General features: G+C 69.6%; 14 protein-coding genes. 7 read left to right on the top strand and 7 right to left on the bottom strand.

Annotated features, from left to right (window positions below; genetic code table 11):
• Nucleotides 1–7 precede the first annotated feature (7 nt).
• Both P7F68_RS13430 and P7F68_RS13435 read right to left on the bottom strand, forming a co-directional pair.
• Nucleotides 8–1,549 carry a cryptochrome/deoxyribodipyrimidine photo-lyase family protein gene (locus P7F68_RS13430; RefSeq protein ID WP_002940267.1) on the bottom strand — a complete coding sequence of 514 codons (1,542 nt, stop codon included), beginning with the start codon at nt 1,547–1,549 and terminating at the stop codon, nt 8–10.
• A complete protein-coding gene (locus P7F68_RS13435; RefSeq protein ID WP_277833840.1) occupies nt 1,518–2,534 on the bottom strand; it encodes an NAD(P)/FAD-dependent oxidoreductase in 1,017 nt (338 codons plus the stop codon). Before P7F68_RS13435 ends, P7F68_RS13430 begins: the two co-directional genes overlap by 32 nt.
• Before the next feature lie 242 nt (nt 2,535–2,776).
• Between P7F68_RS13435 and P7F68_RS13440 the strand changes: the two genes are divergently transcribed.
• Nucleotides 2,777–3,256 carry a DUF3429 domain-containing protein gene (locus P7F68_RS13440; protein ID WP_002925024.1) on the top strand — a complete coding sequence of 160 codons (480 nt, stop codon included), beginning with the start codon at nt 2,777–2,779 and terminating at the stop codon, nt 3,254–3,256.
• A 39-nt stretch (nt 3,257–3,295) separates the two neighbouring features.
• Nucleotides 3,296–4,636 (top strand): ABC1 kinase family protein, encoded by a 1,341-nt coding sequence (locus tag P7F68_RS13445; protein WP_277833842.1) that lies wholly within the window; start codon nt 3,296–3,298, stop codon nt 4,634–4,636.
• Nucleotides 4,637–4,661: 25 nt separating this feature from the next.
• Here P7F68_RS13445 and P7F68_RS13450 read toward each other — a convergent pair whose 3' ends face one another.
• Nucleotides 4,662–5,546: an alpha/beta fold hydrolase gene (locus P7F68_RS13450; protein ID WP_277833844.1), complete on the bottom strand. Its 885-nt coding sequence runs from the start codon at nt 5,544–5,546 to the stop codon at nt 4,662–4,664.
• Between the two features lie 107 nt (nt 5,547–5,653).
• On the opposite strand from P7F68_RS13450, the gene P7F68_RS13455 reads away from it, so the two are divergent.
• From P7F68_RS13455 to P7F68_RS13465, 3 genes are read left to right on the top strand one after another with little or no spacing between them, the layout of a single operon-like run.
• Complete coding sequence (locus P7F68_RS13455) at nt 5,654–6,418, top strand: 2'-5' RNA ligase family protein (protein WP_002940271.1); 765 nt, start codon at nt 5,654–5,656, stop codon at nt 6,416–6,418.
• The gene (locus P7F68_RS13460) at nt 6,415–7,044 is read left to right on the top strand and encodes a chromate transporter (RefSeq protein ID WP_002940274.1); all 630 of its coding nucleotides are present in this window, start codon (nt 6,415–6,417) and stop codon (nt 7,042–7,044) included. Before P7F68_RS13455 ends, P7F68_RS13460 begins: the two co-directional genes overlap by 4 nt.
• Nucleotides 7,041–7,589, top strand: a complete 549-nt coding sequence (locus P7F68_RS13465; RefSeq protein WP_002940278.1) for a chromate transporter — start codon at nt 7,041–7,043, stop codon at nt 7,587–7,589. The genes P7F68_RS13460 and P7F68_RS13465 overlap by 4 nt, the downstream gene beginning before the upstream one ends.
• A gap of 24 nt (nt 7,590–7,613) precedes the next feature.
• Here P7F68_RS13465 and P7F68_RS13470 read toward each other — a convergent pair whose 3' ends face one another.
• Nucleotides 7,614–8,222 (bottom strand): MarC family protein, encoded by a 609-nt coding sequence (locus tag P7F68_RS13470; protein ID WP_002925045.1) that lies wholly within the window; start codon nt 8,220–8,222, stop codon nt 7,614–7,616.
• Between the two features lie 265 nt (nt 8,223–8,487).
• Here P7F68_RS13470 and P7F68_RS13475 point away from each other — a divergent pair, with 265 nt between their 5' ends.
• Both P7F68_RS13475 and P7F68_RS13480 read left to right on the top strand, forming a co-directional pair.
• Nucleotides 8,488–9,411, top strand: coding sequence for a LysR family transcriptional regulator (locus P7F68_RS13475; RefSeq protein WP_002925047.1), 924 nt, complete (start codon nt 8,488–8,490; stop codon nt 9,409–9,411).
• A 132-nt stretch (nt 9,412–9,543) separates the two neighbouring features.
• Nucleotides 9,544–10,854, top strand: a complete 1,311-nt coding sequence (locus tag P7F68_RS13480) for a Glu/Leu/Phe/Val family dehydrogenase (protein WP_002925049.1) — start codon at nt 9,544–9,546, stop codon at nt 10,852–10,854.
• Nucleotides 10,855–10,880: 26 nt separating this feature from the next.
• Here P7F68_RS13480 and P7F68_RS13485 read toward each other — a convergent pair whose 3' ends face one another.
• From P7F68_RS13485 to P7F68_RS13495, 3 genes are all read right to left on the bottom strand, one after another.
• The gene (locus tag P7F68_RS13485; RefSeq protein ID WP_277833854.1) at nt 10,881–13,958 is read right to left on the bottom strand and encodes an efflux RND transporter permease subunit; all 3,078 of its coding nucleotides are present in this window, start codon (nt 13,956–13,958) and stop codon (nt 10,881–10,883) included.
• Nucleotides 13,955–15,007 carry an efflux RND transporter periplasmic adaptor subunit gene (locus P7F68_RS13490; RefSeq protein WP_002925051.1) on the bottom strand — a complete coding sequence of 351 codons (1,053 nt, stop codon included), beginning with the start codon at nt 15,005–15,007 and terminating at the stop codon, nt 13,955–13,957. Before P7F68_RS13490 ends, P7F68_RS13485 begins: the two co-directional genes overlap by 4 nt.
• A 178-nt stretch (nt 15,008–15,185) precedes the next feature.
• The coding region (locus P7F68_RS13495) for a 4Fe-4S dicluster domain-containing protein (protein WP_277833863.1) at nt 15,186–15,322 on the bottom strand (137 nt) is incomplete at its 5' end.

Consider the following 15,322-nt stretch of genomic DNA (forward strand, 5'->3'; position numbering starts at 1 on the left):
AGCCGCCTCAGAACCCCAGGTCCAGCTGCACAGCGGCAGCCGTCGAGCCGGCCGCCTCGCGCCGCCGCGCCTGTGGTCGCCTGCGCGAGCCGTGGCGGTCGACGATCGCCGCCTTCGCCGCGCGTATCTCAGGCTGAGCGCGCAAGGCGTGCACGCGAGCCTTGGCGGCCCGGGTGGCAGCCTCGAGCTCAACCACGGGCAGGACGATTTCCTCACCCACCCGCAATCCGCAGCGCGCCTGCACCGACGCCGGCATGCGCCAAGGCTCGAACAGCCAGCTATCGGGCACCCGACGCAGGGCCGGCAGCCAGCGGCGCACGAACACGCCCTGCGGGTCATGATCGCGTGCCTGCTTGATCGGGTTGTAGACACGGGTAGTGTTGATCCCGGTGGTACCCGACTGCATCTGCAGCTGGCTCCAGTGGATGCCCGGCTCGTAGTCGATGAAGGCCCGCGCAAGCCATAGCCCGACCTCGCGCCAGTGCAGCCACAGCGGATAGGCCGCCACCGACACCAGCATCGCGCGCATGCGGAAGTTGAGCCACCCCGTCTCGCGCAGCATCGCCACGCAGGCGTCCACCAGCGGCCAACCCGTACGCCCGGCCACCAGCGCGGCGAAATGCGCCGGATTCCACTCGCCCTCACGCAGCCCGTCATAGCCACGGTGCAGGTTGCGGAATTCCAGCGCCGGCTCGCTCTCGAGCTTCTGGATGAAGTGGCAATGCCAGTAGAGGCGGCTGAGGAAGGCCGACAACCCGGCGCGGCGGCGGTCGCCCTCGGCCAGCACGGCGACGCGCACGCGGGTGGCCTGCACCACCTCGCGCAGGCTCAGGCAGCCCCAGGCCAGGTAGGGCGACAGCCTTGAACAGGCACTCGGCGCCTTCAGCGGCGACGAAATGCCGCCACGGTACTGCCCGCTGCGCTGGTCGAGAAAGTCATTGAGCACGTCGAGCGCGGCGCGCCGCCCGCCGCGCTGGCGCCGCGGGGGCTCGAAGACATCGAGACCGAGCGCCGCTGCCTCCGGCGCGCGCGCGCCGGGCTGCAACAGCGCCGATGGCGTGACGAAGACGAGGGCTGCGGGCAGCACCGCCTGCGGCGCCGCCACATGCGCCTCCCAGGCAGCCTGCCAGCGGTCGCGGTCATCGAGCCTGCGCACGACGCCAAACTGTGGCAGCTCATGCCAGCGCACCCCGCGCGCCCGACACCAGCGCGCCACCGCGCGATCACGCGCATAGCTCGCCCCGTTGCCGGTCTCCTCGTGCGCGTACAGCTCGGTGAATGGGGCGGCCGCGTGCAGGCGGTCGAGTACCTCCACGGCCTCACCCACCAGCAGGTGCAGGCGTCCTCCCAGGCGGCGCAGCCCGGCATGCAGCTCGCGCGCCGCTTCGAGCATGAACTCGTAATGCTGGCGTGCGGCGTCGGGCTGGGCCCACAGCGAAGGCTCGACGATCAGCACGCACAGCACCGGCCCGCGCCGCGCCGCCGCGGCGAGCGCCGCGTGATCGGCCAGGCGCAGGTCACGCTTGAACCAGACCAGGCCGTAGCTCATCACGCACGTTCGCCAGCACGCGCCCGGCAAGCGCATGGCCGCTGAGCCAGGCCCCCTCGACACGGCCGCCATTGAGCCAGTCGCCGCACAGGCCGAGGCCGGCCCCCGCATGCCAGGCGCAGCCGCCGTCCACCGCCGACGCGGTGATCGCATAGCGCCACCGATGCGCCGCCCAAGCCAGCGGTGCGCCGCCGCCAAGCTCGCAGAATGCGGCGATGAGCGCAGCGGCCACGTGGTCGGGGCTGTCTTCCAGATGCGCCTCGCTCCACTCGGCGCTCGCATGCAGAATCCAGGTCTCGGCGCCCTCGCGCCCCGGCTTGCTGGTGTCACGCGCGATCCAGCGCAGGGGCCCGCAATTGACAAAGGCGGCATCGAAGTCGAGCGCGAGCGGCGTCTCGAAGCGCAACATCAGCGCCCAGCACGCCTGCATGCGCGCACCTCCGGCAAGCTCGGCCAGCGCGGGCAGGACAGGCTGCAGCAGGGGCAGGGCCTGCGGCGCAGGCACGGCAAGCAGCACACCGTCGAAGGCCTCGGCGAGCACGCCGCGCTCGGCAGTGGCCAGTTCCCAGCCATGTTCGTAGCACTGCAGGGCAGTCACCGTGGTCTGCACGCGCAGGTCCAGCCCATCAGCAAGCAGGCGCGCCGGCGCGGTCATGCGTGGCGTGCCGACGTAGCGCGCCTCGGCACCGACGCTATCGCGCCGCTGATCGTCATCGAACACCACCAGCCGCGGCTCCCAGCGCGCCGCCGCGCCTGCAGCCTGCCAGCGGCCGAGCTCGGCCTGGAACGCCGGGTCGCGCGCAGTGAAGTACTGCGCGCCATGGTCGCAGGCCCAACCTTCGCCGCGGCGCGTGCTCATGCGCCCGCCGGGTCCCCGGCTCTTGTCGAACAACGTGACGCGCACACCCGCAGCGGCAAGCGCGCGGGCGCAGCACAAGCCGGCGATTCCGGCGCTAACGACGGCGTAGTGGAGAGGCGGGTTCATGGGAGCCTCCGTGGTGAAGGGAAGTTGGGCAGCGCTTCGGCGCGGCCGAGTCAGCAAGCCGAAATATACTCTCTTTGTCCTGGACAAAACAGAATTCAGTTACTAGCATCAGCCTCATAAACGCATTTCTATAGCTGATAAGCACGTACACCCAAGAAATCGTCCTGGACAGTTAACGCACAGTGACGATCATTCGAGTCCACTCGAGCAGTCTCCGAAAACCCTTGGCGGCCCCTGACCCGATGAACATCGCCTCTACCAACCCCATGCCCGGCGACAGTCCGAAGCTGCCCGGCACCGCCCGCTGGCTAGGCTATGGCGGCCTGATCCCCTTCCTCGTGCTCGCGCCCGCCAGCCTGCTCGATGCCCATCATGGCCTGGCCTGGAGTGACGCGCTGTACGCCTACGGCGCGGTGATCCTCAGCTTCGTGTGTGCGCTGCACTGGGGCTTCGCGATGAGCCTGCCCGGCCTCACCGACAGTCGACGGGTGCGCACCATGCTGTGGAGCGTCGTACCCTCGCTGATCGCCTGGCCAGCGCTGCTGCTGGTGCCGATGGAGGCTGCCGCCTTGCTCGTGAGCGGCTTTGTGCTGCATTACCTGCAGGACCGCCGCCTCGCCCGCCATGCCGCACTGCCGGCGTGGTACCTGCCGCTGCGCCTGCAGCTCACCGTCGTGGCTTGCCTGAGCCTGGTGGCCGGCGCCTTCATCCCGCTACCGTGATGTGCTTCAGATCCACCCTCTGACCGGGAGGCAATACGCATGAACACGATGGCCCGCGCCACTGCAGTACCAGGTGGCCGCCTCGCCCGGCTCGCGCGCCTGGGTTCGCTCGCCACCGGCGTCGCCGGCGGCATGATTGCCGAGGGCGCACGCCAGCTGGCGGCAGGCAAGCGGCCGACGGTGGGCGACCTGGTACTGACCCCCGCCAACGCCCGCCGCGTGGCCGATCAGCTCGCGCAGTTGCGCGGCGCGGCGATGAAGGTCGGCCAGCTGATGTCGATGGATGCCGGCAACCTGCTGCCGCCCGAGCTTGCCGCGATCCTCGCCCGCCTGCGCGAGGACGCGCGCACAATGCCGATGAGCCAGGTCGTGCAGGTGCTGGAAACGCACTGGGGCCAGGGCTGGGAGCAGGGTTTCGAGCGCTTTTCGTTCACGCCGTGCGCCGCAGCGTCGATCGGCCAGGTGCATCGCGCCCGCACGCACGACGGTCAGGAACTGGCGATCAAGCTGCAGTATCCGGGCGTGCGTCGCAGCATCGACAGCGACGTGGACAACGTCGCCACGCTGCTGCGCGTCTCGGGCCTGCTGCCGCGCGCACTGGACCTTGCCCCGCTGCTCGAGGAAGCCAAGCGCCAGCTCCACGAGGAAGCCGATTACCTGCGCGAAGCAGGCAATCTGCAACGCTTCGCAGGCCTGCTCGGTGCCGAGGCCGATTTCGTGCTGCCCGCGCCGGTGCCCGCGCTGACGCGCAGCGACATTCTCGCCATGCAGTGGGTTGAAGGCGTCGCCGTGGAATCGCTCGACAGCGCCGCGCAGCCGGTGCGCGACCGCATCGCCGGCCTGCTCATCGGCCTGTTGTTTCGCGAGCTGTTCGAGTTCGGCCTGGTCCAGACCGACCCGAATTTTGCCAACTACCGCTACGACGCCGCCAGCGGCCGGATCGTGCTGCTCGACTTCGGCGCCACCCGCGCCTATTCGATGACGGTCGTCGACGCCTACCGCCGCCTGATGAGCGGCGCAATCCGCAACGACCCTGCAACGATGAGCGCGGCCGCGCAGGAGATCGGCTACTTTCAGGAACACCTGCACGCCAGCCAGCGCGATGCCGTAATCGCACTCTTCGCCGAGGCCTGCGAGCCACTTCGCCATGACGGAGCCTACGACTTCGGCGCCAGCGACCTCGCCCGCCGCATCCGCGACGCCGGCCTGCGCCTGAGCATGGAGCGCGACTTCTGGCACACGCCGCCTGCCGACGCCCTGTTCCTGCACCGCAAGCTGGGCGGGCTCTACCTGCTCGCCGCGCGGCTCGGCGCGCGGGTACCGGTGGGCAGGCTGGCGGCTCCCTACCTCGAGCGCCCGCCCGGTACTCGGCCAGCCTAGGCCCCGTCAGGCCGCGGGACGGGCATCAGGCCCGCGACAGGAAGGCTTCCAGCGCAGCCGCCACCTGTTCGGGCTGGTCGTGCTGCAGGTTGTGGCCGGCATCGGCAATGGTGACGACACGGTGGTCGGCAAAGCAGTCGAGCCGGCGGCGCAACTCGGCAGCGTCGTCGCCAAAGCGCTCGGTCACGTAACCCTGCTCGGCAAGCACCATCAGGGTCGGGGCGGTGACCTGGCGCCAGCAGGCCATCACATCCTCGATACGGTAGACGAAGGGCGAAGGCACCTTGTGCCAGGGGTCGCAGGCCATCTCCACCCGCCCATCGCCCGCCATGCGACCGACGTGCGCAGCAAGGAATGCCGCCTTGTCCGGCGCCAGGCGCGGGTTGACCGCGCACAGCCGACGCACGAACGCGGCATGGTCGGCGTGCGTCGGCAAGCGCGGCGGCCTGGCCTGGGCGTCGAGCCATTTGTCCAGCAACACTGGCGCCTCCGCCTCGGGCGGCGGCTTCAGACCGAGGAAGTCCATCATCACCAACTGCGCCACCCGCCCCGGACGCAGCCCGGCATATACCCCTGCAACGGCCGCGCCCATGCTGTGTCCGACCAGGCGCGCCGGCTGCCCCTGCGCGTAATGATCGAGCAGGGCGTCGAGGTCGGCGTAGTAGTCGGGAAACCAGTAGCCATGGCCAAGCCAGGTGCTGCCGCCAAAGCCTCGCCAGTCGGGCGCAATGACCTGCCAGTCCTGGCGCAATGCATCGACCACGAACTGGAAGGTGGGCGATGAATCCATCCAGCCATGCAACAGGAACAGCTGCGGCGCCTGCGCGCGCCCCCAGCGGCGCACGTTGTACTCGAGGCCGCGGATCGTGATGCGTTCGGTGGTGGAGGGTTTGAGGACGCTGTAGTGCATGCGGGAAGATCTCTTTTCCGGGACAATCACCCTTTCATTCTAGCGATCGAATTCAAGCCCGGACTCATCCGCTTCGCTTGCGCCCGCCCACCGCTCCGCCCTCCCGCATGATCACTCCCGCCGCGCTGCGCCAGCGCTTTCTCGCCGAGCCGCTGACCCTGCGCAACGAACGCCGCGACTTCGGCGACTGGCATCGCGGCCGGCCGCACTACCTGCTGTGGGCGATCGACGTGGACCTGCCTGCGGTGCGCTCGCGGATCACCGCCGCACAGCGCGCACTCGACGGCCTGCTGCTCGACGGCTACCGACGCCAGCCGCACATCACGCTTGCCTTGTGCGGTTTTCCGGCGCGCACCGCCAGGCCAGCAGTGGATGAATTCGACCGCCACTGGCTGCAGGCACGCATCGACGCGCTCGCGGCAGCGCGGATCACGCCCTTTACGGTCGCCATCGGAGCGCTGGAGAGCTTTTCATCGGCCCCTTTCCTGCATGTCGATGGCGCCGATGGTCCGCTCGGCGCACTGCGCGCCTGCCTGCATGCGGACACGCCCCACCCGCAGGGCGAATACGTGCCGCACGTGACCGTAGGCCTGTACGCCGACGCTTACCCGACGCACTCCGTGGCACAGCGTTTCGACGTCTGCGCGCCCGTGGTACCGCTGCGCTGCACGATCGAGCGCATCAGCCTGATGGGCTACGTCGCCGCCGAGATTGGCGGCGCCCTGTTCACCCTGGCCGAGTGGGACCTCGCCGCACACCGCCTGCAGTGGCGAAGCCGCTTGGCCGCAGCCGAACTCTTCCGCTGTCGTGAGCCCGTGCGCGCGAACCGCGACACGGCGCCGGCATCGGACCTCCCCATGGAGATGCCATGAGCCCATCTGCCCAGGGACCGGCAGCGCTCACGGACGCGCCCAAGCGCCCCGCCTCGCCCTTCGCGCTCTTCGTCGCGTTCAGCCTGCTCGCGCTGCAGGGTTTCGGCGGCGTGCTCGCGGTCGCCCAGCGCGAGCTGGTCGACCGCCGCGGCTGGCTGAGCCGCGAAGCGTTCATCGAGCTGTATTCGATCGCACAGATGCTGCCCGGACCCAACGTGGTCAACCTGTCGCTGATGATCGGCGACCGCTACTTCGGCTGGCGCGGCGCACTTGCGGCAATCACCGGCATGCTGCTCGCCCCCTTCCTGATCGTGATCGCGCTCGCAGCGAGCCATGAACGCCTGGCCGAGTTTCCCGCGGTGGCGGGCGCGCTGCGCGGCATGGGTGCGGTGGCAGCAGGACTGATCCTGGCGATGGCGGTGAAGATGCTCGGCACGCTGCGCGGCAACCTGCTCGGGCCCTGGTTGTGTGCGCTGCTCGGGCTGGGCACGCTGATTGCGATCGCGGCATTCCGCCTGCCCCTGGCATGGATCGTGATCGGCCTGGGCGTGCTCGGCTGGGGGCTTGCGCGCTGGCGGATCGCCATCCTCGACGCGCGGGCGGCACGCCCGGAGGACGCATCTTGAATACGCTGCCCGCGGGCGAGCTGCTCGAACTCTTCCTGCACTTCCTGACCCTGTCGCTGCTGTCGATCGGCGGCGCGATGTCGACGGCGCCGGAGATGCATCGCTACTTCGTCACCGAGCGCGGCTGGCTTGGCGACGCCGACTTCACCACCGCAGTCGCACTCGCCCAGGCCGCGCCCGGCCCCAACGTGCTGTTCGTGCCGGTGCTCGGCTTCCAGGCTGCGGGCCTGCCCGGTGCCGCGGCGGCGCTGGTGGGCATCCTGCTGCCGTCCACGCTGCTTTCGCTCGGCGTCAGCCGCTGGGGCGCGAGCCGGCGCGACACGGCCCTGGTGCGCGCCTTCACCGCCGGCCTGGCCCCCATCACCGTCGGCCTGGTGTTCGCCACCGGCTGGCTGCTCGCGCTGCCCTTCGTCGGCGACCCGGCGCACCGCAACGGCACGCTGGTACTGATCGCGCTCACCGCGCTGGTGACGCTGAGAACGAAACTGGCGCCGATCTGGATGATCGCCGCGGGCGCAGTCCTGGGCGCAGCGGGACTGGCCTGACTCCCTTGCTGGCAGGCCCCCCGCTCATGCCTGCACATAGGCGCGGATGCCGGCGGCGATGAACTCCACCGCCAGTGCCGCAAGCACCAGGCCCATCAGGCGGGTCATGATGTTGAGTCCGGTACGCCCGGCAAGACGGCTGATCGGGCCGGCGAGGCTGAAGGCGAACCAGACCACGGAGCCCATCACCAGGCCGGCCCCCAGCAGCATCAGCACCGTACTGGTGCCCTGGTCGGCGTAGATGATGACCGTGCTGACCGTCCCAGGGCCGGTGAGCAGCGGAATGGTCAGCGGCACCACGGCAATGTTGGCGCGCTCCGCAGCCTCGTCGGTCTCCTCGGGCGTCGTGCGGCTGGGGGCGGGCTGGGCGTTGAACATCGAAATGGCGACGATGAACAGCAGCACGCCACCACCGACCTGGAGCGAAGCCACCGTGATGCCGAAGCCGGCCAGCAGGTACTTTCCGCACAAGGCGGTAACCGCGATCACGACGAAACTCGCCAGCGCTGCAGTACGTGCGGTTCGGCGACGCTCGAGCGCCGACTGGCCCTGGGTCAGGCCGATGAAGGCCGGAATCGCGCCAAAGGGGTTGATGAGCGCGGCCAGCGTGATGAAGATCTTCGCAAATTCCATTCGATGCACTCCAAACGGCCAATGGGGAATGCCCCCGCATGGTCCCGCGTCCGGCAGACTACGATGCCGGCGCGGTCGGCGGCAAATTCCGCAGGCGCCGCCAGTGCTCGAGGCGCGCAAACCCGCTTGCGGCTGACTCAGCCTGTCCCGCCGCGCTATCCTCGCCGCCTTCTTGCGGCCTTCTTGCGGCAGCGAGCGCGGCCACGCCGAAGCCGGCGCACATCGACCAGCCCGCACGGAGTGCCTGCGGCACGGAGACCTACTTATGGAACTGAAATGGCTGGAAGACTTCATCAGCCTGGCCGAAACGGGCAGCTTCTCGCGCTCGGCAGAGCAGCGTCATGTGTCGCAGCCGGCGTTCTCGCGCCGCATCCGTGCCCTGGAGGCGTGGCTGGGGGCGCCGCTGGTGGACCGCAGTGCGTATCCAACCCAGCTCACCGCGGCTGGAGAGGCCTTCAAAGGCCCGGCTGCGGACCTCATCAGCCGGCTGCATGCGGCCCGCGCACTTGCGCGCGGCATGCAGCCGGTAGCGGGCAATGCCCTCGTGTTCGCCGTGCCGCACACCCTGGCCTTCGCCTTCTTTCCCGCCTGGCTGGGGCAGCTCAAGCAGGCCTTCGGCGAACAGCCCACGCGCCTGATGGCAGGCAACGTCCATGACGTGGTCACCACCCTGGTCGAAGGCGGGTGCGACCTGCTGCTGTGCTACCACCATCCCGCCTATCCCGTATGGCTGGATCCCGCGCGCTTCGAGGGCCTCAGGCTCGCCACCGAGACGGTGCGGCCCTATCTGCCACGGGGGCTCGTCGGCAACGGGCGCTGGCGGCTGCCGGGCACACCGGAGACGCCCATCCCCTTCCTGCGCTATGGCCCCAACACCTATCTGCGCAGGATGGTCGACACCATCCTCGATCGCGCCGGTCAGCCGGCGCACCTGGCGCTGCACTACGAGTCCGACATGGCCGAGAGCCTGAAGGCGATGTTGCTTGCCGGACACGGCCTGGCCTTCCTGCCCGCCAGTGCAGTGACGCGCGAGCTCGAACGCGGCGAACTGAGCGTTGCCGGCGATGCCCGATGGACGCTCGAAATGGAAGTGCGGCTCTATCGCGACCGTGCCAACACGCGCCCCGAGCTGCTGCGACTGTGGGCGCATCTGACGGCCGATGTGGCGGCGGCGGACGGCGCGCGCTGACGCTGCGGCCTCGTCCTGCGGGTGCGCTTGCGCAGTTTATGCGCGAAACGCATGACCCGATGAAGCAACGGTATCCGCGACCAGGCGACCCCGCCGGAGAATGCGCGCTTTCCACGCGAGGAGACCCCGCACATGAGCACGCAACCCGCCCGTCCCGCCAGCTTCGACAAGCTGGGCGGTCTGTCCTACCTCAATCCGGCTGCGCCCGAACCGTGGTCGAGCTTCGTCGAGCAGATCGAGCGCGTACGCCCCTATCTCGGCTCGCTCGAGCGCTGGATCGAGACCCTCAAGCACCCCAAGCGCACGCTGATCGTCGACGTGCCCATCGAGCGCGATGACGGCACCGTCGCCCACTACGAGGGTTACCGTGTGCAGCACAGCCTGTCGCGCGGACCGGGCAAGGGCGGGGTGCGCTTCCATCCCGACGTCACGCTCAACGAGGTGATGGCACTCGCCGGCTGGATGACGATCAAGAACGCCGCGGTCGGCCTGCCCTTCGGCGGCGCCAAGGGCGGCATCCGCGTCGACCCGGCAAGCGTGAGCAAGGGCGAACTGCAGCGCATCACCCGCCGCTACACCTCCGAGATCGGCGTCATCATCGGCCCGAACAAGGACATTCCGGCACCCGATGTGGGCACCAACGCAATGACCATGGCGGTGATGATGGACACGTACTCGATGAACCGCGGCGGCACCGCCACCGGCGTGGTCACGGGCAAGCCGATCGCGCTCGGCGGCAGCCTGGGCCGCCAGGAAGCCACCGGCCGCGGCGTGTTCATCACCGCCCGCGAGGCCGGCCGCAGCATCGGCCTGCCGATCGAGGGTGCGCGCGTGGTGGTGCAGGGTTTCGGCAACGTCGGCGGCATTGCCGCACGCCTGTTCCACGAGGCCGGTGCGCGCGTGATCGCGGTCGCCGACCATACCGCCACCCTGGTCAACGAGGGGGGCATCGACGTCCCCGCAGCGCTCGCGCACACGGCGGCGAACGGCGGCCTCGCAGGCTTTGCCGGTGCCGCGGCGATCGACATCGAAGACTTCTGGCAACTCGGCTGCGAGTTCCTCGTGCCGGCCGCGCTCGAAGGCCAGATCACCCCGCAGCGCGCCGAGCGCATCCGCGCCCGTGTCGTCGTCGAAGGCGCCAACGGCCCCACCACGCCCGCGGCCGACGACGTGCTGCGAGCGCGCAACGTGCTGGTGGTGCCCGACGTGATCGCCAACGCCGGCGGCGTGACGGTGTCGTACTTCGAATGGGTGCAGGACTTCTCGAGCTTCTTCTGGAGCGAGGAGGAGATCAACGAGCGCCTCGAGCGCATCATGATCAACGCCTTCAACGCCATCTCGCATGTGGCGACCGAGAAGCAGGTGCCGCTGCGCACCGCGGCCTTCATCATCGCCTGCAGCCGGGTGCTCGAAGCGCGCGCCGAGCGCGGCCTGTACCCCTGAGCGCGGCGCCCGGTCGAAACCAGGCGCTAGGCCGGCCCGCCGGCCTGCGCATCCGCACCGAGGCGGAACAGCAACGCGTACAGTGCCGGCACGAACAGCAGGGTGATCGCGGTACCCACCGCGACACCGCCGATCAGCACATACGCGAGCGGCCCCCAGAAGGTGTCCAGCGTCAGCGGGATGAAGGCGAAGGCCGCCGCAATCGCGGTCAGCACCACCGGGCGGGCACGCTGCACTGCAGCCTCGACCACGCCGTCGAAGGGGCCCATGCCGGCCTCGAAGTTGTCCGCGACCTGCTGGGTCAGGATGAGGGTGTTGCGCATCAGGATGCCGGCGAGGCCCGTCAGCCCGAGCAGGGCGACGAAGCCGAAGGGCTGGTCGAACAGCAGCAGCGCGATCACCGCACCGACGAGGCCGAGCGGCGCGGTCGCCAGCACCACGAAGGTGCCGGTGAATGAGCGCATCTGCAGCATGATGAAGATCAGCATGCAGGCCACCATGAGCGGCTGCAGCGCCTGGATGGAGGCGTCGGCCTTGCCCGACTGCTCGACCGCACCCGAGATCATGATGCTGTAGCCGGGTGGCAGCTGGCTGCGCACGCCCGCAAGCGAAGCCCACACCGCCGCGGTGACGTCGTTGGGCTGGGCACCCTGCACATCGGCCTGCACCAGCAGTTCGGGCTCACGGTTGTAGCGTTTGATCACCGGCTCCTCGAAGCGCACCTCGAGGCGGCCGAGCTGGCTTGCCGGCAGCTTGCGCCCGTCAGGGGTAAGGATCTCGAGCATGGACAGGCTCTCCGCATTGAGCCGTGCGCCGCCGCTGGCACCGCGCGCGATCACGTCCACCGTGCGGATATCCTGGCGTACCTGGGCGATGCGCGTGCCCTCGAGGTGGAACTGCAGCTGCTGGGCCACGTCCTGCGGCGTGAGCCCGAGCAGACGCAGGCGCTCGACGTCCATCGCCAGATGCAGCACCGGCGCGCGCTCATCCCACTCGAGGTGCGGATCGACGATGTGCGGGTTGGCCGCCATCACCTCGCGCACCTGATGCGCGATGCGGCGCAGCTCGAGCTGATCCGGCCCCAGCACGCGGTAAGCCACCGGCCATACCACCGGCGGCCCGTAGAGCAGACTCGACACTCGCACCCGGGCCTCGGGAAACTCGCCCTCATCGACGTGGCGCTGCAGCTCGGCGATCAGCGCATCGCGCGCCGCCACGCCCTCGGTGACCACGAGCAGCTTGGCAAACGCGGGGTCGGGCGGCTCGGGGTTGGCGGACAGGAAAAAGCGCGGCACACCGGCGCCCACGTAGGCCAAGCTCGAGCGGATGCCGTCCTGGGTGGCGAGGATGGCCTCCAGCCTGCGCACGGTTGCATCCGAGGCCGCAATGCTGCTGCCCTGGGGCAGATAGACGCTGAGCAGCACCTCGGGGCGATCCGAGCTCGGGAAGAACTGCTTCTGCACCACCGTCGCCATGCCCAGCACCGCCAGCACGAGCAGGCCCAGGGTGCCGAAGACCACGGTCTTGCGCCAATGCACGCAGCCGGTGATGAGGCGGCGCAGGCGGCGGAACATTGGCGTCTGGTACACGCTCTCGTGGCTGTGGACGTTCTCCGGCGCCACCGTCGGCAGCATCTTGACGCCGAGGTAGGGCGCGAACACCACCGCCACCAGCCAGGACACCAGCAGCGAGATCGCCAGCACCCAGAAGATGTTGCCGGTGTATTCACCGACCGCCGAGCGCGCAAAGCCGATGGGCAGGAAGCCGGCCACCGTCACCAGGGTGCCGAACAGCATCGGCGCAGCCGTCACCGTCCACGCGTGCGCCGCGGCGCGGATGCGGTCCCAGCCCTCCTCCATCTTCACCAGCATCATCTCGACCGCGATGATGGCGTCGTCCACCAGCAGGCCGAGGCCGATGATCAGCGCCCCCAGGGTGATGCGGTCGAGGTTGATGCCCATCAGCTTCATGAGCAGGAAGGTGATGCCCAGGGTCACCGGCACCGCGATGCCGACCACCAGCCCGGCACGCCAGCCGATGGCCAGCATGCTCACGCCCACCACCACGACCACCGCCACCAGGAACTTGAGCTGGAAAAGCTCGACCGCGGCCGAGATCGCCTCGGCCTGGTTGGTCAGCACCTCGAGCGTGATGCCCAGCGGCAGGCGTTCGCGCTCGGCGTCGACGAAGTGGTCCAGGCGCTCGCCCAGCACCAGGCCGTTCTCGCCCTTGTTCATGACCACGCCGAGCAGCACCGCATCCTCGCCGCGCGAGCGCACCAGCTGTGCGGGGGGTTCCTCGTAGCCACGGTGGACATGGGCGATATCGCCCAGGCGCAGCACGCGGTCGGCAACCCGGATCGGCACCGCGGCGAGTTGCGCGGTATCGGAAAGGTCCGCATCCAGGCGCAGGTACAGGCGCGGACCCTCGGTCTCGAGGCGGCCGGCAGGCAACAGGCGATTGCCGGCATTGATGGCGTCGAACACCGCCTGCGGCGCGATACCGAGGTTGGCCAGGCGCGCGTTGTCGAACTCCACGTACACGCGCTCGGGACGCTCGCCCAGCACCAGCACCTTGTGCACGCCGTCGACGCGTTGCATGCGGTCGCGGATGGCCTCGGCCTCGCGCACCAGTTCGCGCATCGGCAGGCCGGGCGCGGTCAGCGCGATGAGCTTGAAATAGACGTCGGCGAAATCCTCGTTGACGATCGGCCCGATCACTCCGGCCGGCAGGCTGCCGGCCTCGTCCTGCATGCGCCGGCGCACGTCGTACTTGAGCTGCGGCACCTCGCCCGGCTTGGTGTATTCATGGAACTCGATCTGCATGTTGGCCGAACCGGGGCGGATGGTGGTGATGATGCGGTACACATGCTCCACCTCCTGGATGCGCTTCTCCAGGCGGTCGACCACCTGCTCCTGCATCTCCTCGGGGGTCGCGCCCGGCCACACCGCATTGACCACCATCACCCGCATCGTGAATGCAGGGTCCTCGGCCCGCCCCAGCGACAGGAAGGCATAGACGCCACCGAGCACTGCCAGCAGCAGGAAGAAAAAGGTGATCGAGCGCTCGCGCACGGCGAGCGCAGACAGGTTGGGGAAGCTCATCGCCCAAGCTCCCGCACCGCCATGTCCTCGACCAGCAGGTGGGTGCCGAGCGCGACGACCCGGTCGCCGGCCGCGAGCGGCCCGCGTACGCGAGCGGCCTCGCCATCGGTCCCCACCACGGTCACCGCCACAGCCTCGACGCGCCCATCGCGCAACCGCCACACCCGCGGCCCCTGGCCACGATCGTTGAGCGCACCGAGCGGGACGACGAACTCGCCCTCGGCCTCAGCCAGCGGGGCATCGAAGCGCGCACGCAGCACCGCACCGAGCACCAGCGCATCAGGCGGGCCCAGCACGGTATAGCGCGCACGCAGCGTGCGCCCCTGACGATCGACCGCGCCCGCCGTCTCACGCAAGCGCAAGGCCAGCGTCACGTCCTCGCCCAGCGTCGCTTCGCCGTCCTGCGGCGGCTGCGCGCCCTCGGGGAAGTACACCTCGAGCTCGCGCTCGCCCGCCTGTGCCAGCATCGCCACCGCCTGACCTGGGGCCACCACCTGTCCAGGCTCGCCGGTGACGTCGATCAGCACGCCGTCGGCCGGCGCAAGCAGCCGTCCATAGCCGAGCGCGTTGCGCGCCTGGGCAAGGCGCGCCGCGGCGGCATCGCGCCGTGTCTGCGCCTCGCGGCGCGCCAGTTCGAAGCGCTCCAGCGCCTGCGCGCTGGTAAAGCTCTGCTCCTGCAGCTGACGGTTGCGGGCGAGATCGGCAACCGCGGTCGCCAGAGCCGCATCCGCGGCGGCGAGGTCGGCTTCGGCGGCACGCGCACCTTGCTCCAGGTCGCGCTTGTCGAGCTCGAACAGCACCTGCCCGGCCGCGACCTGCTGACCTGCGTCAACCCGGCGCTCGGCGATCCGCCCCCCGACCTGGAAGGCGAGCGGCGTCTCCACCCGTGCCCGCACCGTACCCGACAGCCCGAGCTGGCCCTCGGTGCTCGCCGTCACGGCCACGGTCTTCACGAACGGCGGCGCCTTGTCCTGCACCGGGGGCACACTGCGCTCGCAGCCCGACAGGACGAACGCACCCAGGATCAGCGGGAGCACGAACAGGCGCATGGGGGACTTCCGTTCAGATGAGTTCAGCATGGGGGGCGAATCGCACGGCATCGATGAGGACGCCGAGATCATGCCACACCCCATTCGCGCCCATGCAGGGTTCCGAACGGAGACGTACGGAAGCTGAACGTGGCGGCTCGGCGTTCCGGCATGTGATGGCCGAGCACGCGTGCGCCGCTTACATCCCCTGGTAGATCGGTCCTTCGCCGCCCTGCGGCACGACCCAGTTGATGTTCTGGGTCGGGTCCTTGATGTCGCAGGTCTTGCAGTGCACACAGTTCTGGGCGTTGATCTGCAGGCGCGGCCCAGCCTCCT

Origin of the sequence: Thauera mechernichensis (assembly GCF_029588855.1) — a bacterium.
In the GTDB taxonomy this organism is placed as follows: Bacteria; Pseudomonadota; Gammaproteobacteria; order Burkholderiales; family Rhodocyclaceae; genus Thauera; species Thauera mechernichensis.